The organism is Kocuria palustris, assembly GCF_007666205.1.
In the GTDB taxonomy this organism is placed as follows: Bacteria; Actinomycetota; Actinomycetes; order Actinomycetales; family Micrococcaceae; genus Kocuria; species Kocuria palustris_A.
In genome coordinates this window covers 105170-124350 of record NZ_VDOR01000002.1, presented here as the reverse complement: position 1 = coordinate 124350, position 19181 = coordinate 105170, and the positions used below count along the sequence as shown (strand labels likewise).

General features: G+C 73.4%; 14 protein-coding genes. 6 read left to right on the top strand and 8 right to left on the bottom strand.

What is annotated here, in order from left to right; translation table 11 throughout:
* Positions 1-73: 73 nt before the first annotated feature.
* Positions 74-2953 (top strand): helix-turn-helix transcriptional regulator, encoded by a 2880-nt coding sequence (locus FSY66_RS02660; RefSeq protein ID WP_144791038.1) that lies wholly within the window; start codon positions 74-76, stop codon positions 2951-2953.
* Between the two features lie 3 nt (positions 2954-2956).
* On the opposite strand, the gene FSY66_RS02655 is transcribed toward FSY66_RS02660, so the two are convergent.
* Genes FSY66_RS02655 through FSY66_RS02645 form a run of 3 tightly spaced genes read right to left on the bottom strand, consistent with a single transcriptional unit; the run spans position 2957 to position 6739 of the window.
* Complete coding sequence (locus tag FSY66_RS02655) at positions 2957-4057, bottom strand: mandelate racemase/muconate lactonizing enzyme family protein (RefSeq protein WP_144791036.1); 1101 nt, start codon at positions 4055-4057, stop codon at positions 2957-2959.
* Positions 4057-4986 carry a LysR substrate-binding domain-containing protein gene (locus FSY66_RS02650; RefSeq protein ID WP_144791034.1) on the bottom strand — a complete coding sequence of 310 codons (930 nt, stop codon included), beginning with the start codon at positions 4984-4986 and terminating at the stop codon, positions 4057-4059. Before FSY66_RS02650 ends, FSY66_RS02655 begins: the two co-directional genes overlap by 1 nt.
* A 7-nt stretch (positions 4987-4993) precedes the next feature.
* On the bottom strand, positions 4994-6739 hold the full coding sequence (locus FSY66_RS02645; protein WP_144791032.1) for a long-chain-fatty-acid--CoA ligase: 1746 nt from the start codon (positions 6737-6739) through the stop codon (positions 4994-4996).
* 308 nt (positions 6740-7047) lie between these two features.
* On the opposite strand from FSY66_RS02645, the gene FSY66_RS02640 reads away from it, so the two are divergent.
* From FSY66_RS02640 to FSY66_RS02625, 4 genes are all read left to right on the top strand, one after another.
* The gene (locus FSY66_RS02640; RefSeq protein ID WP_144791030.1) at positions 7048-7764 is read left to right on the top strand and encodes a response regulator transcription factor; all 717 of its coding nucleotides are present in this window, start codon (positions 7048-7050) and stop codon (positions 7762-7764) included.
* A 40-nt stretch (positions 7765-7804) separates the two neighbouring features.
* On the top strand, positions 7805-9106 hold the full coding sequence (locus FSY66_RS02635) for a sensor histidine kinase (protein WP_144791028.1): 1302 nt from the start codon (positions 7805-7807) through the stop codon (positions 9104-9106).
* The gene (locus FSY66_RS02630; protein WP_144791026.1) at positions 9096-10208 is read left to right on the top strand and encodes a hypothetical protein; all 1113 of its coding nucleotides are present in this window, start codon (positions 9096-9098) and stop codon (positions 10206-10208) included. Before FSY66_RS02635 ends, FSY66_RS02630 begins: the two co-directional genes overlap by 11 nt.
* A 162-nt stretch (positions 10209-10370) precedes the next feature.
* On the top strand, positions 10371-11000 hold the full coding sequence (locus FSY66_RS02625) for a DNA-3-methyladenine glycosylase I (protein ID WP_144791024.1): 630 nt from the start codon (positions 10371-10373) through the stop codon (positions 10998-11000).
* 85 nt (positions 11001-11085) lie between these two features.
* Here the strand turns inward: FSY66_RS02625 and FSY66_RS02620 are convergent, their stop codons facing one another.
* The 4 genes from FSY66_RS02620 to FSY66_RS02605 all read right to left on the bottom strand — a co-directional run bounded on the left by FSY66_RS02620 (position 11086) and on the right by FSY66_RS02605 (position 16541).
* Entirely contained in the window at positions 11086-12714 is a 1629-nt protein-coding gene (locus FSY66_RS02620; RefSeq protein ID WP_144791022.1) for a dihydrolipoamide acetyltransferase family protein, read from the bottom strand.
* Positions 12715-12843: 129 nt separating this feature from the next.
* A complete protein-coding gene (locus FSY66_RS02615) occupies positions 12844-13854 on the bottom strand; it encodes an alpha-ketoacid dehydrogenase subunit beta (RefSeq protein WP_144791019.1) in 1011 nt (336 codons plus the stop codon).
* Positions 13851-15314 (bottom strand): thiamine pyrophosphate-dependent enzyme, encoded by a 1464-nt coding sequence (locus FSY66_RS02610; RefSeq protein ID WP_222115500.1) that lies wholly within the window; start codon positions 15312-15314, stop codon positions 13851-13853. The genes FSY66_RS02615 and FSY66_RS02610 overlap by 4 nt, the downstream gene beginning before the upstream one ends.
* Before the next feature lie 120 nt (positions 15315-15434).
* Entirely contained in the window at positions 15435-16541 is a 1107-nt protein-coding gene (locus FSY66_RS02605) for a histidinol-phosphate transaminase (protein WP_144791017.1), read from the bottom strand.
* Between the two features lie 132 nt (positions 16542-16673).
* On the opposite strand from FSY66_RS02605, the gene purB reads away from it, so the two are divergent.
* Entirely contained in the window at positions 16674-18116 is a 1443-nt protein-coding gene (gene purB / locus FSY66_RS02600; protein ID WP_144791014.1) for an adenylosuccinate lyase, read from the top strand.
* A 42-nt stretch (positions 18117-18158) separates the two neighbouring features.
* Here the strand turns inward: purB and FSY66_RS02595 are convergent, their stop codons facing one another.
* A complete protein-coding gene (locus tag FSY66_RS02595) occupies positions 18159-18965 on the bottom strand; it encodes a serine/threonine-protein kinase (RefSeq protein WP_144791012.1) in 807 nt (268 codons plus the stop codon).
* Between the last annotated feature and the right edge of the window lie 216 nt (positions 18966-19181).

Genomic DNA, 19181 nt, shown 5'->3' with positions numbered 1-19181 from the left:
CCCTCTGCCTCTGCCCCGTCCCGCCCGCGGGCGGGCGGGACCGTCCCCGGGCTGCCTGGCTATGATCGGGCGCATGCCACTGGATCCCCCCGGACGCCTCGGCGACGCCGCGCTCACGGGACGCGACGCGCAGCTGGAGCATCTGCTGCGCCTGTTCCAGGAGGTGCGCCGCGGCCATCCGCGCACGGCCGTGCTCACCGGGCCGGTGGGCATCGGCAAGTCCCGGCTGATCCGCGAGCTGCTGGACCGGCTGCCGTCGCGCGGGCTGAGCGTGCTCTCCGCCAGCGGCAGCGACTGGGAGGCCGATCTGCCGCTGGCCGGGTACACCCAGCTCATGGGCAGCGCTCCGCTGCGCAGGCCCGCCGGCTTCGACGGCGGGCCCCAGCCGCCCTCCCGCGTCGCGACGCGGCTGAACCACGAGCAGACGCTGAACTACGCGCAGACCCTGCAGACCCACCTCGAGTCCCAGCAGCGCCGCGGCCCGGTCGTCGTCGTGGTCGACGACCTCCAGTGGCTCGACGAGGCGTCGCTGCGGATCCTGATCTTCACGGCCCGCCGCCTGCACCAGTCCAAGGTGCTGCTCCTCCTCGCCGTGGACCTGGAGCAGTCCGCCCGGCTGCCCGCCGGGGTCATCGACCACCTGACGAGCTACCCCACGGAGGTCCTGCATCTGCCGCCGCTGGACGTCGAGGCGGTCGCGGCGCTGGGGCGGGAGATCATCGGGGCGGATCTGAGCATGACCACGGCCCACGAGCTGCTGCGGCACACGCAGGGCCACCCGCAGAGCATCGTCGAGCTGCTGCAGGAGGTCCCCGCCGAGCAGTGGCACGGCTGGCTGCCGGCGCTGCCCCCGTCGCGGCGCATGCGGGCCCGAGTCGCCTCGCAGCTCGAGCAGGCCTCCCCCGAGCTCGTGCGCACGGCCGAGGCCGTCGCCGTCCTGGGCGCGGACGCGCCGCTGCACCGCATCGCCGCGGTCGCGGAGATCTCGCACCTGCTCCCGGTGGTCGACGAGGGCCATCTCTCGGGGCTGCTGCACCTGAGCACGGGACGCCGCGCCTCGACGGTGAACTTCGTCGAGCCCAGCGCCGCGGCGGCCGTCTACGAGCAGATCGCCCCGACCCGGCGCATCGCCCTGCATCGTGCGGCGGCCTCGATCGCGACCGACGAGGGGGAGCGGCTCGGGCACCTGGTCTCCGCCTCGCCGGGCCCCCAGGAGCTGCTCGCCCGGCGCCTCGAGGCCTACGCGCAGCAGCAGGCCGCCGACGGGGTCTGGTCGGAGGTCGCCTCGGCCATGCTCTCCGCGGCCCGGCTGTCCATGGACCGCCGCGACGGCGAGCTGCGGCTGCTGCGCGGCGTGGACGCCCTGATCGGGGCCGGTGACATCACCCAGGCCTCGAGCCTCGTCGGCATGGTCGAGGCCATGCCTCCCTCTCCCCTGCGCGCCTCGGTCCTGGGCTATCTCGCCGTCGTCACCGGGCGCCGGGCCACCGCCGCCGCCCAGCTCGAGATGGCCTGGCGCACGGTGCGCGAGGACATGGATCCGATCGATGCCGCCGGGATCGCCCTGCGCCGCACGCTGCACTGCCTGGCGGACTGGGACGGCGAGGGCATCGTCTCCTGGGGCGAGCGGGCCTCGGCCCTCGTCGAGGCCCCCCATCCGGTGCACGTGGAATCCCGCGCCATGTACGGGCTGGGGCTGTACGCGTCGCGGCGCCTGCACGAGGCCGAGGGCTCGTACGTGAGCGGCCTGGGCTCGACCGCCGGCAACGCCCAGGAGCAGCGGCTGCTCATGGGCTACGCCTGGCTGGCGCTGCGCACGGACGACGTCGAGACGGCGCGGCTGCGCTTCGAGGAGGCGGTGCCGACCGAGTACCGCGGCGGCTCGCTGCGCGTGTCCCTGTGGGCCGAGTCCTGGCTCGCGCGCTGCCAGCTCGTGCTGGGCGACTGGGATGCCGCGGCCGCCACGATCGCGCACGCCTCGGTGCGCCTGGAGTCCTCCGGGATGCGCCTGATGCGCCCGCTGCTCTACTGGACGGCCGCGGAGCTCAATGCCATGCGGGGGGACTGGGACCGCGCCGAGCACTTCCTGTCCCTGACGGCGGTCCCCGCCGACGGCTACCGCAGCATGACGGTGCCCGCGGCCCTGGCCCGCGCCCGGTACCACGAGGCGCGCGCGGACTACGAGAGCGCGCTGGAGGCGCTGCGCCCGCTGCGCGCCGCGGATCCCGTCTCGGCCGATCGGGAGCCGTTCTGGAGCTGGCAGGACACCCTCGTGAACTCGCTGGTCATGTCGGATCAGCTCGACGAGGCCGAGGAGTTCCTGGGGGAGCTGAAGTCCATCGCCCGCCCCGACCCCTTCCCCGCCGATGCAGCGCGCCTGGCCTGGGCCGAGGGCCGTCTGCTGGCCGCCCGCGGCGAGGTCGAGGCCTCGCAGCAGATGTACGAGCGCGCCCTCGATGCGCTGCGCTCGCGCCGGCGCCCCTACCTCGAGGCGCGGATCCGCTTCGCCTACGGGCAGAGCATGCGCCGGGCCGGCAAGCGGCGGCTGGCCTCCCGGATCCTGCGCTCGGCGCGCGAGCTCTACGCCTCGCTGGGCGCCCACACCTACGTGGCGCGCTGCAATCGGGAGCTCAAGGCCTCAGGGGCCAATGCCCTCGTGGTCGCCGCGGAGCAGACCGGCCCGGAGGCCCTGAGCGAGCTGCGCCGCCCGATCCCCGAGCCGGCCCACGGCGGCCCGGAGCCCGTCCAGCTCACGGCCCAGGAGCAGGCCGTGGCGCAGTTCGTCGCGGGCGGGTCGACCAACAAGGAGGTCGCCCAGGCGCTGTTCATCGCGGAGAAGACCGTCCAGTACCACCTGACCCGCATCTACGCGAAGTTCGGGGTGCGCTCGCGCAGCGAGCTGGCCGCGGTCTACGCCCGCGACGGCGAGGGCCCCGGTCGGCGGGAGCTCTGAGGCTCAGCGGTCGCGGTGCTTCTCGAGCTTCTCCGGGTCCGGCTCGGTGCCCACGCCCGGGACGGCGGGGACCATGATCCGGCCCTCGCGGATGCTCAGCGGCTGCGCGATCAGGTCGTCGGCCATGTCCAGGAAGTTCGACAGCTCGCCCGCCCGGCGATGGGTGTGGGCGAAGGCCGCCCCGAACACGACCGAGGCCACGGAGCCGATCTGGGTGTCGATCTGGTTGCCGACGTAGACGTCCACGCCGGCGGCCTCCGCGAAGCCCACGACCTTGGCCGACTCGGTGAATCCCGTGCGGGCGGTCTTCACGCACAGCAGGTTCGCTCCGCCGGTGAGGATCTCGCGTGCGGCCTCCCCCATGTTCGGCGCCGACTCGTCGGCGGCGATCGGGATCGGGGACTTCTCCACGAGCCGTCGCCGGCCGAGGACCTCGCGGGCGTCGTCCGGCTCCTCCAGGAAGGTGAGGCCCAGGTCCGCGGTGCGGCGCAGGACCTCGGCGGCCTCGTTCGCGCTCCAGCCGCGGTTCGAGTCCATGTAGATCTCGGTGTCCTCCCCCAGGCCCTCGCGCAGCACGCGGGCCGCCTCGACGTCGAGGGACAGCGGGCGCCGCCCGGTCTTGAGCTTGAAGGTGTCGATCCCGTAGGTCTCGCGGAACTCGAGGGCCAGGTCCAGCAGCTGCTGGGCGGGCTTGAAGCCGAGCATGTGCGAGACGCGCATGTGATCGGCGTACCCGCCGAGCAGCTCCGAGACCGGGCGCCCCAGGATCTTGCCGATGCAGTCCCACATGGCGATGTCCACGGCGCCCTTGGCGGTCTCGTTGTGGATCGTGCGCGCCATGATGGTCTGCGCCTTCTCCCGGTCGAAGACCGAGACCCCCTGCAGCTGCGGGGCGAAGATGTCCTCGATCACGGCCACGATCGACTTCTGCGTCTCACCGTACGTGTAGGGCCGCGGCGGGGTGTCGGCCCAGCCCACCACGCCGTCCTCGGTGGTCATCCTGACCAGCACGTGATTCGCCTCGTGGACCGCGCCGGAGGCGAAGTGCAGGGGCGAGACGTAGGGGATCGTGTACGGGATCGCCTCGATCTTCGCGATCTTCATCAGGGCATCGGCCTTTCGATGGGGTCGGATCCGGGCAGGTCGTCGGCGCTCGGATCATCGGCCAGCTGGGTCACCAGCTGGATGAAGTTGGACAGCAGCTCGGAGCGGTCGTCGCGTCGCCACGCTACCGCCAGCTCGGCGCGCGGGGAGTCCTCGAGCTCGCGATAGCGCACGCCGCTGAGCTGCACGCTGCGCACGCTGGCGGGCATGAGGGCCACGCCCCCGCCCGAGGCCACGAACGAGAGGATCGTGGAGGTCTCCTGGGCCATCTGCGCGACCCGGTGCTGGAAGCCCGCCTGCCGGCACAGATCCGCGGTCATGCGGTACAGCACCGAATCGGGCGGATAGGTCACGAAGCGCTGCTCGGTCAGCTCGACCATGGACAGCGGCCGGTCGGAGGCCAGCGGGCTGTGCGCCGGCAGGGCCACCACGAGCGGCTCGCTGTTCACGATGCGGAAGTCGACCTCCGGGCTGGTGACCGGGGGGCGCAGGATCGCGGCGTCGAGCGTGTGCTCGAGGAGGCCGCGCTCCATGGGCGGGGTCAGCATCTCCCCGTGCAGGTCGAGGGTCAGGCCGGGGTAGGCGGCCCCCGCCGCGCGGACGATGCGGGGCATGACGCTGTAGGTCGAGGACCCGGAGAAGCCCACGTGCAGCACTCCGGTGGCGCCCTGCCCGACCTGGTAGACGTCGGCCTGCAGGGCCTCGACGTCGTTGAGGATGCTGCGCCCGCGCTCGAGCATGAGCGCCCCGGCCGCGGTCAGGTCGACGCGTCGGGTGGTGCGGTCGAAGAGCTTGACGCCGAGCTGCTCCTCGAACTGGCGGATCTGCTGCGACAGCGGCGGCTGCGCGATGTGCAGCCGCTTGGCCGCGCGGCCGAAGTGGCGCTCCTCCGCGACGGCGATGAAGTAGGTCAGCTGGCGCAGTTCCATGGGGCTCCTAGCCTCGGCGGCGCGCGAGGTCGATGTCGAGCTCCTCGAGCTGCTCCCGGACCTCGCGGCGCTGGATCTTGCCCAGCATGGTCCGCGGCAGCGACTCGACCTCGATCACCCGTCGCGGGACCTTGTAGCGGGTGACCTTCTCGTAGCAGTGCTCGCGCAGGGCGGCCTCGTCGAAGCTGCGGTCCGGCGCGGTCACGACGGCGGCCACCACGACCTCCGAGCCGTCCTCGGCCCGCAGCCCGACGACCGCGGCCTCCGCGACCGCGTCGGCGGTCGTCAGCGCGTGCTCGACCTCGGTCGGGGCCACGTTGAAGCCGCCGGTGATGATCAGCTCCTTGAGCCGGTCCACGACCCGGATGAAGCCGTCGTCGTCGACCGTGACGATGTCGCCGGTGCGCAGCCAGCCGTCCTGCAGGATCTCGGCCGTCTCGGCGGGGCGCTTCCAGTAGCCCTGGAAGACCTGCGGGCCGCGGACCCACAGCTCGCCCTCCCCGCCGCGGGGGACGTCCTCGAGGGTCTCCGGATCGACGGTGCGGATGTCGGTCGACGGGAACGGGATGCCGATCGAGCCGGTCCGCCGGGAGTCGTTGAGGGGATTGCACGCGACCAGCGGGGAGCACTCGGTGAGGCCGTAGCCCTCGATCAGCATGCCCCCGGTGTGCGACTCCCACTGCTCCACGAGGTGGTGGGGCAGCGCCATGGCCCCGGAGACGCCCACGGTGATCCCCTCCAGGGAGCGGCCCTTCTGGTCGGCCTCGTCCATCACCTTCTGGTAGATGGGCGGGACCGCCGGCAGCACGGTGGCCGGGGTGCGCTTCATGGCGCCGACGATGAGGTCCGGCCGGGGCGTGGGGAACAGCACGAGAGTCGCTCCGAGCGACATCGCGAACGTCATGCCGAGCGTCATGCCGAAGACGTGGAAGAGGGGCAGGGCGCCGTAGATGACCTCGTCGTGGCCCGTGTGCAGCCACTCGCGGCCCATCACGGCATTCGATTCGAGGTTGCGATGGCTCAGCATGACGCCCTTGGGCAGCCCGGTGGTCCCCGACGTGTACTGGATGATCGCCAGGTCGTGGGCGTCCGGACGGGGATGGTCGTGGGCCAGCGGCCCGCCGTCGAGCAGCTCCTTCCACGAGGTGTGCCCGGAGACAGGAGTGCTCAGCTGGGCGCGCTGCTCCTTGAGGCGGCGCACCGGCAGCCGCAGCGCGGCCCGCATGTGCCGCGGCATGGCCTGGGTGATGTCGACGGCGACGATGTGCTCCACGGCGACGTCGCCGGGCAGCGCGCGCACGGTCTCCACCGCCTTGTCCCACACGACCGCGACCCGGGCCCCGTGGTCCTCGAACTGATGGCGCAGCTCGGCCGCGGTGTAGAGCGGGTTGTGCTCGACGGCGATCGCCCCCAGGCGCATGACGGCGTAGAACGCGACGATGTGCTGCGGGCAGTTGGGCAGCACGAGGGCCACCCGGTCCCCGCGCCGCACCCCGAGGCGGCGCAGCCCCTCGGCCGCCCGCTCGACCTCGGCGCCCAGGCGCGAGTACTTCCACCGCGCCCCGAAGAACTCGAGGGCGGTCCGCTGGGAGTTCTCGGCCACGGAGCGCTCGAGCATGTGGATCAGCGACGTGTCCGGGAGCTCGATGTCGTGGGCGACGCCGTCGTCGTAGGACGCCGTCCACGGCCTGGTGGCCAGGAAGTCGCGGGAGGAGCCCTGGGCGGCTCCGGAATCGTCTGTCTGCTCAGGCATGGGACAGAGGATACCGGCCGCCCGGCCGCGAGCCCGGCTGCCGGGCCCGCCGCGGGGCGGGGGAGGTCATCCGCGGCCCCGCGGGCTCGTCGCAGATTCCAAGTCATATTCATGAGATGACCGCTCCGGGCTCCCTGGAGCGGGGTGCCCCTGGCATAGACTGAGCCGAGATCCTGCGCCCGGGGGCGCGCCGTTCGGGGCGGCGCCGTCCTCTGCAGATGAGCTCCTCCTGGCTGAGAGGTCATCGACCCGTCCGCTGGGCGGGGTCCGCAGGCCGACCGTTTCCGCCGACCCTGCAGAGGTGTCACATGTCCTCCACCCTCGTCGCCGTCGTCGACGACCACGAAGTCGTCCGCGAGGGCATCCGGCTCGTCTCCATGACGTCCCAGGCCGACGTCAAGCTGGTGGGCTCCGCCTCGACCGTCCCCGGTCTGCTCGACCAGCTCGGGCGCGATCCCGACAACGCGGCCCTCACGGCGCACGGCGCCAAGCGCATCGAGTGCGACGTCGTGCTGCTCGACCTCTCGCTCACGGACCGCTCCCGGCCCGCGGAGAACGTCGAGCGCCTGCGCGAAGCCGGGATGAAGGTGCTGATCTTCTCGATCGGCGAGAACGCGGCGCTGATCCGCGAGGCCCTGCGCGCCGGCGCCCTCGGCCTCGTGCGCAAGTCCGAGCCCCTCGAGCACGCGATCGAGGAGGCCCGCAACATCGCCGACGGCAAGCCGGTGATCACCAAGGAGCTCGCGGCCGCGATCGACGGCGACACCGAGTTCGCGCGCGCCAACCTCTCCCCCCGCGAGCAGGAGACCCTGCGCCTGTACGCCTCGGGCTTCGCCCAGGTGCAGGTCGCCCGCCGCATGGGCATCAAGCAGTCCGCGGTGAAGACGAACATCGACCGGATCCGCGAGAAGTACGCGCGCATCGGCCGCCCGGCGCCGACCAAGATCGATCTGCGCATCCGCGCGATCGAGGACGGGCTGGTCCATCCCGAGGCGGATGTGAACAACGTGGAGATCCGTCGCTGACCAGCGCATCCGCCCCATCACGGGGGACGGGGCCGTCCTCATGAGCCACCCCGCAGGGTCCTCTCCGCAGACCTTCAGGCGCTACCGCAGGACGTCCCTGCGCTCCCGCCTGCCGTCCCCGGTCTCCGCCGGGGCCATGGGGCCCAATGTCTACCGTCTGCACTGGACCGGGCAGCTGTGCATGGCGGCGATGCTCTTCGCCGGCTGCCTCTCGGCGCTTCCCTCGATGCGCGCGCTCACGGGCGCACCCCTGCTCGTGAGCGGGCTGTTCCTGGCCCTCCAGCTGCTCTGCGCGGGCCTGCTCTTCTACTTCGGGGCCCGCCGCCGCGCCGCGCTGTGGCCCTCCACGCTGTCCGCAGCCCTGACCCTGGTCTGCTGCGCCCTGCTCGCCCCGGTCTGGGGGCCCGCCGGGGAGATCATGCCCCCTTGGCTGTCCGTCTTCCTCATCATCGCGGCGGCCATCGCCGCGCTCACGTGGAGCAGCGGGACCGCGATCGCGGTGGTGACCGCGGCCGTGCTGGCCGCAGGGGTCTATGTGCTCCGGATGCCGATGACTCCGCCGCTGCAGGCCGAGCTCGCCCAGGCCGCGATCGACATCGTGTACGCACTGCTGCTGATCGCGGCCATCAGGCTGATCCTGCGCACCGCCGACGACGCGGACACGGACTACAGCACGGCCATCGCCCATGCCACGGCGCTGCGCCGCTCGCGCACGCAGTCCGACGAGCAGGAGCGCCTGGACCGGCTGATCCACGACAACGTCATGGCCGCGCTGCTCGACGCCTCGCGCGCTCCGGGTCCGGCCTCCAAGCGGACCCGCGAGCTGTCGCTGCGGGCGCTGAGCGTCCTCGAGTTCGAGGAGAAGCGCGCCACGGGCACCGCCACGACGTACGTCCACACCCTCATGGACGATCTGCTCGACGCCCTCACCCCCTGGCGCTCCCGCGTGCGCTTCAGCTTCCTCGTGCACGAGATCCAGCCCATGGGACATCCGCGGGCGTTCCTGCCCTCGGACACCTCCGAGGCGCTGATCCACGCCGTGACCGAGGCCGTGTCCAACAGCGCCCGGCACTCGGGGGCCCCGACGACGTACGTCTCGATGGACGGCGGGACCTGCCCGCCGACCGCGCTGAACCCCTTCGGGTTCTACCTGGTCTTCGAGATCGAGGACCGGGGACGGGGCTTCCAGATGCGCTCGATGGACTCCCGGCGGCTCGGCGTGCGGGTCTCCATCATCGGCAATGTGGAGAACGCCGGCGGCCGCGTCGAGATCTCGTCGTCGCCGGGCCGCGGCACCCGGATCCGGATCGTCTGGCCGCGCGATGCCCATCATGCGGACTAGGCGCGGCGGCGCCCGATACCGCGCGGAGGCCGGAGGCGGCATCCGCGGGCGGCTGCTCGCGGCCGGGGCCCAGGGCGCCCGGCGGCTGTCGCACGACAGCCGCGCGAGGACGAGCGCGGCGCGCCTCGGCGCGGTCGTGGCGTTCCTGCTGCCGTCGCTGCTCATCGAGCTGCCCGAGCGGCTGCGGGTCGAGTCCCCGGAGGTCCTCCTGCTGTCCTCCTTCGCCTATCTGATCGCCGTGGTGCTGGTGCTCGGGCCCGGGCGGCGCCGCCTGGACGAGCTGCCGACGATCGCTTCGGTGCTCGCGATGGCCGTGTGCCTCGCGCTCGCCCGGGAAGCGGATCCCGCCCGCTACCGCGTGCTCTCGGAGCACTGGTCCTTCCAGGGCCTCCATGTCTTCGTCGTCGTCCTCGCGCTGCGGCAGCGCACCGCCTGGGCCTGGGGATTCCTGTGCATCACCGGGGCCCTCGCCGCGACGCACGGCGCCCGCTCGGAGCTCGGCCCGCTCATGGGGGCCGCCCCGCTGGCGACCGTCGCGGCGGTCCTGGTCATCGGCGTCATCCTCATCGCCGAGGTCGAGCGGCTGCTCGACCGGCGCCGGGAGGCCCGGGCACTCGGGGCATCGGCCCGGACCGACGACGACGCCGAGCAGGACACTGTCAGCGCCTCGATCCGGCGCGTGCACGAGGTCAGGAGGCTCGCCGGCGGTCATCTCGAGCGCATCGCCTACGACTCGGCGCCCATCGAGCCGGAGGAGGTCACCCGCTTCCGCCTCGTGGAGGCCCAGCTGCGCGATTCGATCCGCGGCCGCTCGATCGCCTCGCCCGAGCTGCTCGAGGCGACCCGGCGAGCCCGCGAGCGCGGCGTCTCGGTCGACATCCTCGACGAGCGCGGCTCGGTCCTGCCCCAGCGCATCCTGCGGATCGTGGGGGAGCAGGCCGCCGCGGTGCTCGACGCCGCGCAGGCGGGCTCGGTCACGATCCGCGCCTTCACGGCCGATGACCCCACCGCGGTGCTGATCGTCCATGATCCGGGCCATGAGGACGACGATGCCGTCGCCCTCGAGATCGCGCAGGGCACGGGCGAGGTCTCCGAGTTCTGAGGCGGCGCCGGGCGCGTCGCGGACGCAGGCGGCCGCAGCCGCTCGCTCGCGCCCCGGCAGCCGGCTCCACAGTGCGAGGCCGTCGGGCCCGGGAGGCGCAGGTCTCCACAGGCCCCCGCCGCCGATCGGGGGCGTGCCCCGCCGCGGCCTAGCCTCCCGGGCATGGAGACCCTCAGCACCCCCGCGGACGAGAGCAGCCGGCGCCCCGGAGCACCCGGAGGCCCCGGCCCCTGCCCACCCGCCGAGAGCGCGGCGGCCGTGCTCGAGTCCGCGGTGCGGTGCGCCGACGGCAGGAGCCGCTGCCCGTGGGCGCTGAGCAGCGCGGCGGTCCTCGCCGACCACGACGACCAGTGGGGCCGCGTGCCGGACTCGGTGCGTGCGTGGTTCCGAGCGCTGACCCTGGAGCTGCTCCAGGCGGGCCTGGCGCCCGGCGCCGCGGTGTCGCGCCTGGCCTCCCTGGAGGCGGCGTTCGCCGGCTTCGACCCGGTCGCCGCGGCCCAGCTCGACGACGAGGCCGTCGACGAGCTGCTGCTGGAGCGCGGCCTGATCCGCAACCGCGCCAAGCTCACCGCCGTGGTGCTGGCCGCGAGGGCCGTGGGGTCATGGGAGGAGGCCGACTGGGCGGAGGTGGTCGCCGCGGTGGACGAGCCCGGCTCCCCCGCCCACGTCCAGGCGGTCGTGCACCGGCTGCGGCAGCACGGGATCGTCCACGCGGGCCCCGGAACCGCGGCGCGGCTGCTGGCGCGGACGGGGCAGGCGCCGGCGCACGTGCCCGGCTGCTTCCGCGGATGAATCCGGGCGCCTGCAGGCCGGCCAGACGGCTGACCCGTGAGCGCCGGCGCCGCTGCCGACCGGCAGCCGCCCGGCTGCCCGGACCTCAGTCGAGCAGCAGGGCGGGCTCCTCCAGGATGCGCGCCACGTCGGCCATGAACCGAGCCGAGAGATCGCCGTCGACCACGCGGTGGTCGAACGAGCCGCCGAGCGTCGTGATCCAGCGCGGGATGATCTCCCCGTCCACGACCCAGGGCTTCTGCTTGATCGTGCCGAAGGCGACGATCGCGACCTCGCCCGGGTTGATGATGGGCGTGCCGGTGTCGATGCCGAGCGAGCCGATGTTGGTGATCGACAGCGTGCCGTTCTGCATGTCCCCGGGCTGGGTGCGCCCGGCCCGTGCGGTGGCGGTCAGCTCGTCGAGGGCGATCGCGAGCTCGCGCAGGCTCATGTCCTGCGCGTCCTTGATGTTGGGGACCATGAGGCCGCGCGGCGTCGCCGCGGCGATGCCCAGGTTCATGTAGCGCTTGATGACGATCTCGCGGTCCGTCCAGGTCGCATTGACCTGCGGATTGCGGGCCGCGGCCCAGATGACGGCCTTCGCCAGGATCAGCAGGGGCGTGACCTTGACGCCCTCGAAGTGGTCGGCCGCCTTGAGCCGCTTCACGAACTCCATGGTCCGGGAGGCGTCGACATCCACGAAGATCGACACGTGGGGCGCCGAGAAGGCGGACTTGACCATGTTCTGCGCGGTGATCTTGCGGACGCCCCGGACGGGGATCCGCTGCGTCCGGTCGCCGGCGCCGGGCGACCCGGAGGAGACCCAGAAGTCGTCGGGGCCGTCGGGGACCTCCCGCAGGTGCGCGGCGAAGGCCAGCAGGTCGCGCTTGGTCACCTGCCCGGCCTCGCCCGTGCCGGCGACCTCGCGCAGATCGATGCCCATGTCCTTGGCGGCCTTGCGCACCGGCGGCTTGGCCAGCGCCGGCCGCGCCTCTGCGCGCCCGCCCGCCCCGGCCTCCCGGGCCCGGTCGGAGGCCGCTCCGGACGAGGACCGCGAGCCGCTGCCCGGCTGACGGGCGAGCCGATCGGCGAGTCCCCCGGAGCCCTGCCCCAGCCCCGCGCGCGAGAGGAGGTCCGCGATCCCGTCGCCGAACGAGGACCGTCCGCCGCCCGACGGCTCGGCCACCGGTCGCTCGCCGGCGCCCTCGTCCGAGGCCCCGGCGCCGGCCTGCGGCGCCGGCGCGGGCCGCTCGGGACGGCGCGCGCGCCGGCGGCGCACGACCGGATCCGCTGCGGGCCCGGAGCCCACCAGGGGCTTCTGCTCGGGCTCCTCCCCCTCGCCGCCGCTCGGCTCGGCGTCGTCCGCGGCGCTGCCGGCGCCGACGGCGGATGCGGCCACGGAGGGGTCCGCGTCCTCGCCGCGATCGGCACGGACCCGGCTGCGCCCGGAGGACCCGGCGGAGTAGCCCGGATCGGGCTGGGAGCCCGGGGTCTCGGCAGACTCGCCGATCGACACGAGCCCCGCCCCGACCTCGATGGTCTGCCCCTCGTGGGCCAGCAGGTCGGTCACGGTGCCGGCCCAGGGCGAGGGCAGCTCGACCAGGGACTTGGCCGTCTCGATCTCGACGAGGGCCTGGTCCACGGCGACCTCGTCGCCCACGCGGACCTTCCACGCGACGATCTCTGCTTCGGTGAGGCCCTCCCCGACATCGGGGAGGCGGAAGATCTGTGCCATGAGCGAATCCTTCTGGGGGCGGGAGCGGGACCTGGTGCGCAGGGACCCGCTCGTCGGTGTGCTGCGTCGGCGGCGGTGCCGGAGGGGCGGGGCGGCCGGAGAGCGGCGCGCACCTGCCCGCGGGACGGGCTAGTAGGCGAAGGCCCGGTCGATCCCGTCGAGGACGCGGTCGAGATCGGGGACGTGGGAGGCCTCCACACCGGCCGGAGGGTACGGCATGTGATAGCCGCCCACGCGGATGACGGGTGCCTCGAGGCTGTAGAAGCAGCGCTCCGTGATGCGAGCGGCGATCTCGGCGCCGAGCCCGGAGAACACCGGCGCCTCATGGGCCACCACCATGCGCCCGGTGCGCTGCACGGAGGCCTCCAGCGCGGTCGTGTCGATCGGCGAGAGCGAGCGCAGGTCGATCACCTCGACCGAGCGGCCCTCCTGCCCGGCGGCCTCGGCCGCGGCCATGGCCACCGGGACCAGGGGCCCCCAGGCGACCAGGGTCAGCTCGGAGCCCTGGCGCAGGATCTGAGCGCTGAACGGGTCCTCGGTGCTGGGCCGCTCGAGGTCCACGGCGCCCTTGAGCCAGTAGCGGCGCTTGGGCTCGAAGAAGATCACCGGATCCTGGCAGGCGATGGATTGCTGGATCATCCAGTACGCGTCCTGAGGGGACGACGGCGAGACGATGCGCAGCCCGGCGACGTGGGAGAACTGGGCCTCGGGCGATTCCGAGTGGTGCTCGATCGAGCCCACGAGCCCGCCGTACGGGATGCGGATCGTCACGGGCACGTCGACGTCGCCGTCGGTGCGCGCATGCATCTTGGCCAGCTGCGTGGTCATCTGGTTGTAGGCGGGGAACGTGAACCCGTCGAACTGGATCTCGCAGACCGGCCGGTGGCCGCGCATGGCCAGCCCGATCGCGGTGCCGACGATCCCGGCCTCCCCCAGAGGGGTGTCCAGGACGCGGTGGGAGCCGAAGTCCCCCTTGAGCCCCTCGGTCACGCGGTACACCCCGCCCAGGGATCCGATGTCCTCGCCCATGAGCATGACCCGGGGGTCGTCCTCCATGGCCCGGCGCATCCCCATCGTGAGGGCCTTGGCCAGGGTGGTGGTGATGGTGCTCGGCCCGTCCGATCGCGGCTGCTCGCTCATGCCCTCTCCCCCTCGTCGCCGCTGCGCGCTCCGGTCGCCTCGTCCGCGTCGGCGGGCTCGTCCTCGTCCAGGAAGGAGTCGCGGTAGTCGCGGTACCAGGCCCGCTCCTCCTCGACCAGCGGGTGGTGCTGCGCGTACACCACATCGAAGCGCTGATCGAGATCGCCCGGCTCGGACTCGAGCAGATCGGAGCGGACCCCGGACAGCCACCGGGCGGTCTCCTCCTCGAGCTGCTCGAACCACGCCGCCTCGACGCCGTGCTCCCGCTCGAGCAGCGCCCGGGTGCGCAGCAGCGGCTCGCGCTGCGCCCACTCGGACTCCTCCGCCGAGAGCCGGTACTTGGTCGGATCATCGGCCGTCGTGTGGGCCCCCAGGCGGTAGGTCTCCGCCTCGACGAGCACCGGGCCGCGCCCCGCGCGGGCCTCGGCCGTCGCCCAGCGCGTCACGGCCAGCACGGCCAGCGGATCGTTGCCGTCCACGCGCACGCCCTCGAACCCGTAGCCGGCGGCCCGGGCCGCCAGGGGGACGCGGGACTGCGTCGAGAACGGGACCGAGATCGCCCACTGGTTGTTCTGCACGAAGAAGACGACGGGAGCGTCGTAGGCGGCGGCGAAGACCATGGACTCGTGGACCTCGCCCTCGGTCGATGAGCCGTCGCCGAAGTAGACCGTCACGGCGCCGCGCTCCGGCAGCGGATCGCCCGCGGCCGCGGCCAGGCGGCGATCCTGATCGATGCCCATCGCATACCCCACGGCGTGCGGGACCTGGGAGGCCAGCACGAGCGAGTACACGTGCGTCCCGGTCTCGGAGGGCTTCCAGCCGGAGGCGGCATGACCGCGGAACTGCAGCATCACCTGATCCGCGGGGACGCCGCGCTCCAGCACGACCGCGTGCTCGCGGTAGGAGGGGAAGACGCGGTCGTGCTCGCCCATCGCGCGCGCGGAGCCCACCTGGGCCGCCTCCTGCCCGCGCAGCGGCGGCCACAGCGCGAGCTGCCCCTGGCGCTGGAGGGACGTGGCCATCTCATCGAGGCGCCGAGCCCGCACCATCGAGCGGTGGATGTCCTGCAGGGCGGCGGCGTCGATGTCCTCGACCCATGCGGAGAACCGCTCGTCGTCGTGTCGGACGCCGTCCTCGTCGAGCAGCTGCACCAGCGGGACCGCCGCGGCCACGGCCGCCGGATGGGCGCCCGTGCCCGCCGTCGCGCGAGCATCGCGGGGGTCGGGGGCCGTGACCTCGGCGTCGGCGGCCTCCGGAGCCGCGGCCTGCGCGGCGTCCCCGGCCGGGGACGCCGGAGGCGTGCCCGCGGTCCCCTGGGCCGGCGCGTCCTCGGCGGGGGCCACGTCGGCGGCGGCCCCGGCGCCGACCTCGCCGGCTCCCCCGCCCTGCTCCCGGGCCTGCTGCTCGGGGGCCCGGTGCTCGGAGGTCTGCTGCTCGGAGGCCCGTTCGGGCTGCGCCATGGGACACCTCCAGGTGTGGTCACGCGATCGGTCTGCGCACCCGGCCCGGACCCCGGAGCACCGGCTCCGTGCCCCGCCCGCCTCAGCGGACGCGAGCGCGTCGGAGAGGGCGCGGCTGCCTCATGAGCCTACGTGACGCGGCGCCGGTGAGAAGTTGGAGCAGATCTCCAAAAACCTGTCGTTGGCCTCGGGCACATCGACGCTCACGCGGACCCCGTCCCCGTCGAAGGCCCGCACGGACAGGGCCTGCCCGGCGCAGATCTCCGCGAAGCGCCGGGCGTCGTCGCCCAGCGGCAGCCACACGAAGTTCGCCCGCGTCTGGGGCACGTCCCAGCCCAGTTCGCCCAGCCGCTCCAGGATCCGCTCGCGCTCGGCCACGATGCGGCCCACGCGCTCCTCGACCTGATCCAGGTGATCGAGCGAGGCGATCGCGGCGGCCTGCGCGATGTCCGTGACCGCGAAGGTGGTCGCGACCTTGCGCAGCGAGGCCGTGATCTCCGGCTGGGAGACGGAGTAGCCCACGCGCAGCCCGGCCAGGCCGTGAGCCTTGGAGAAGGTCCGCAGCGCCACGACGTTGGGGCGGCGGCGACAGGTCCGCACCCCGTCGACCAGCTCCGGATCCCCCTGGAACTCCTGGTAGGCCTCGTCGATCACGACCAGGATGTGCTCCGGGACCTGCTCGAGGAACCGGTCGGTCTCGTCCTGGCGCAGCGACGGGCCGGTGGGGTTGTTGGGGGTGCACAGCAGGATCACCCGGGTCCGCGGCGTGATCGCCGCGAGCATGGCCTCGAGGTCATGGGAGCCGTCGGCCCGGTTGGGGATCTGCACGCCGGTGGCGCCGGCGGTGCCCACGACGATCGGGTACGCCTCGAACGAGCGCCAGGCGTAGATCACCTCGTCGCCCCGCCCGTCGGAGGCCGTCCCCGCGAAGGCCGCGATGATCTGGGTCAGGGCGCCCAGGCTGCCGGCGCCGGTCACGACGTCCTCGGCGGGCACCGACAGGTGCGCTCCGATGCGCTCGCGCAGGGCCGAGGCGGTGGGGTCGGGGTACCGGTGCATCCGCCCCGCGGCCTCGGCGATGGCATCGCGCGCGGCGGGGACGGGCCCCCAGGGGTTCTCGTTGGAGGACAGCTTGAAGGCCTCGAGCCCCTCGACGGGCTGCGGGGGCTTGCCCGCGGCGTAGGCGGGGAGGGCGGACAGGGCGGCGCGGGGTGTGACGGCGGACATGCGTCCCACTGTAGGCCGGGGCCGTGTCGCAGGCGCCGGGCTCCCGCCCTCTTCCGGACGGAACGGCGCCCCGGCGCCCTGCCCCGGAGCGAGCGGCCCGCCGCGGCCGTCCCATGATGGAAGAATGTCCGCATGGCTCAGTCATCCGCACCCTCATCCGACGCCCCCTCGGCCCGCGTCCCGCTCGGCGGCGTCGAGCCGCCCATCGCCCTCGGGGCCCTGGACGGGCGCTACCGCTCCGCCGTCGCGCCGCTGATCGACCATCTCTCGGAGGCGGCGCTGAACCGCAATCGCCTGCACGTCGAGGTCGAGTGGTTCATCCACCTGTGCGATCGCCGGGCCCTGCCGGGCCTCGAGCCGCTGGATGAGCAGCAGCGCCGCGGTCTGCGCGGCATCGTCGAGGGCTTCGGCGCCGAGGAGATCGCCGAGCTGGCCGAGATCGAGGCCGTCACGGTCCACGACGTCAAGGCGGTCGAGTACTTCATCGGCCGCCGCCTGCCCGATCTGGGACTGCGGCACCTGACGCCCCTCGTGCACTTCGCCTGCACGTCCGAGGACATCAACAACCTCGCCTACGCCGTGGGGATCCGCGACGCCGTCGAGCAGGTCTGGGCGCCGGCCGCGCAGTCGCTCGTGGAGCAGATCGCCCGGATGGCCCAGGACGCCGCACAGGCCCCCATGCTCTCGCGCACCCACGGCCAGCCGGCCACCCCCACCACCCTGGGCAAGGAGCTCGCGGTCTTCGCCCATCGGCTCGGCCGCCAGCTCGAGCGGATCCGCTCGACCGCGTTCCTGGGCAAGATCAACGGGGCCACGGGCACCTATGCCGCGCACGTCACGGCCGCGCCCGATGCGGACTGGCAGGAGATCTCCCGGACCTTCGTCGAGGGCCTGGGGCTGAGCTGGAACCCCCTGACCACCCAGATCGAGTCCCACGACTGGCAGGCCGAGCTCTACTCGGACGCGGCGCGCTTCAACCGGATCCTGCACAACCTCTGCACGGACGTCTGGTCCTACATCTCGATCGGCGTCTTCCGCCAGGTCCCGGTCGAGGGCGCCACGGGCTCCTCGACCATGCCGCACAAGGTCAATCCGATCCGCTTCGAGAACGCCGAGGCCAATCTGGAGATCTCGTGCTCCCTGCTGGACACGCTGGGAGCCACGCTCGTGACCTCGCGCTGGCAGCGGGACCTCACGGACTCGTCCTCGCAGCGCAACATCGGCACGGCCCTGGGGCATTCGCTGCTGGCCGTGTCGAACGTCGCCAAGGGCCTGGAGCGCCTGGACGTGGCGCACGACGTGCTCGCGGCGGATCTCGACGCCAACTGGGAGGTCCTGGGCGAGGCGATCCAGACGGTCATGCGCGCCGAGGCCATCGCCGGGACGCCCGGCATGGACAACCCGTACGAGCGCCTCAAGGAGCTGACCCGCGGTCACCGCGTGGATCAGCAGCGCCTGCAGGAGTTCGTGGCCGGGCTGGGTCTCTCGGAGGCCGCCTCCGCGCGCCTGGCCGAGCTCACGCCGCAGACCTACATCGGCATCGCCCCGCGGCTCGTCGAGCACCTCGGGCGCTGAGCGCCGACGTCCGGGGCCGCTCGGCACCGGACGTCGGCCGGATCACAGACCCTTGGCAGCCCAGGCGGAGGTGCGCACGCGGCGGCGGCCGAACAGCCGGGACGGGCGCGCCGGACGCAGCTCGGCCTGGGCCCCGACGGTCTCCGTCCACTCGGGGGCCAGGCGGCCCAGGTCCTCGGCGGAGCCGGCGAAGGCCATGGCCGAGACCGCGTCGTCGGCGGAGACGATCACCGAGTCCCAGACCTCCGCTCCGGCCGAGGCGCGCTGATCGGTGAGCACGGCGAAGGCGCGGGCTCCGCGCTGCAGCGCCGGGTCGAGCACCGTGTGCTCGCCGTCGAGCGCCTCCGAGATCTCCCAGGCCGCCCCCACGGCCACGACAGCCGGCCCCACGACGACGGCCAGCGAGGCGAACGGGTCCGTCTCCTGGACGCGGGCCATGATGCGGTCCGCGGCCCACGCGCAGCCGATGTCCCACAGGTCGGCGCGAGTACCGCGGGGCAGGACCACACGCCGGGCCTCGGGGTCGAGGTCGACCGCGGGCGCGTCCCCCCGACCCGGTGCGACCCGGATCGGGCGGTACCAGCCGCTCGAGATCGCCTGGGCGCGGCGAGCCGCCGAGATGATCGAGGCCAGGGCGGGCGAGACCTGCGCGGAGACGTCGTGCTCGGCGCTGCGGGCCAGCAGCAGCGGGAGCTCGGCCTCAGGGCGCTCGGTGCTCAGGGCCCGCGACAGGTCGGCCAGGACCTCATCGGCGATGCTCGCCGCGATCATGCGCGTCAGGGGATCGATCGCGCGGATGGGGTCCGGGGCGCCGAGCGCGGGGGCGCTGCGGCAGAGCCTGGGGGGCATGGTCATGACGGGACCTCGTGAGGGGGGGGGTGGGGCGGGACGGAGCGCCCGGACCGGATGAGGGCCGGTGCGGATCGACGCCGGCGCACGATGCCGAGGAGGGGAGGCTGGGGGGCCATCGGCACAGCTGAAACGTTACCAGTCGGTAATCGCGGCACAAGGCCCTGGTGCGAAAAACTTCCGGCTACCCGGCCTGGAACGATGGCGTTTCATGCA

Bases quoted from the DNA above. Each gene is read 5' to 3' on its own strand.
- FSY66_RS02620 (WP_144791022.1), bottom strand. From the start codon at position 12,714: ATGGCACAGATCTTCCGCCTCCCCGATGTCGGGGAGGGCCTCACCGAA.
- FSY66_RS02595 (WP_144791012.1), bottom strand. From the start codon at position 18,965: ATGCCCCCCAGGCTCTGCCGCAGCGCCCCCGCGCTCGGCGCCCCGGAC.
- FSY66_RS02640 (WP_144791030.1), top strand. From the start codon at position 7,048: ATGTCCTCCACCCTCGTCGCCGTCGTCGACGACCACGAAGTCGTCCGC.
- FSY66_RS02610 (WP_222115500.1), bottom strand. From the start codon at position 15,314: ATGGCGCAGCCCGAACGGGCCTCCGAGCAGCAGACCTCCGAGCACCGG.
- FSY66_RS02635 (WP_144791028.1), top strand. From the start codon at position 7,805: ATGAGCCACCCCGCAGGGTCCTCTCCGCAGACCTTCAGGCGCTACCGC.
- FSY66_RS02650 (WP_144791034.1), bottom strand. From the start codon at position 4,986: ATGGAACTGCGCCAGCTGACCTACTTCATCGCCGTCGCGGAGGAGCGC.
- FSY66_RS02605 (WP_144791017.1), bottom strand. From the start codon at position 16,541: ATGTCCGCCGTCACACCCCGCGCCGCCCTGTCCGCCCTCCCCGCCTAC.
- purB (WP_144791014.1), top strand. From the start codon at position 16,674: ATGGCTCAGTCATCCGCACCCTCATCCGACGCCCCCTCGGCCCGCGTC.
- FSY66_RS02645 (WP_144791032.1), bottom strand. From the start codon at position 6,739: ATGCCTGAGCAGACAGACGATTCCGGAGCCGCCCAGGGCTCCTCCCGC.
- FSY66_RS02615 (WP_144791019.1), bottom strand. From the start codon at position 13,854: ATGAGCGAGCAGCCGCGATCGGACGGGCCGAGCACCATCACCACCACC.
- FSY66_RS02655 (WP_144791036.1), bottom strand. From the start codon at position 4,057: ATGAAGATCGCGAAGATCGAGGCGATCCCGTACACGATCCCCTACGTC.
- FSY66_RS02625 (WP_144791024.1), top strand. From the start codon at position 10,371: ATGGAGACCCTCAGCACCCCCGCGGACGAGAGCAGCCGGCGCCCCGGA.
- FSY66_RS02630 (WP_144791026.1), top strand. From the start codon at position 9,096: ATGCGGACTAGGCGCGGCGGCGCCCGATACCGCGCGGAGGCCGGAGGC.
- FSY66_RS02660 (WP_144791038.1), top strand. From the start codon at position 74: ATGCCACTGGATCCCCCCGGACGCCTCGGCGACGCCGCGCTCACGGGA.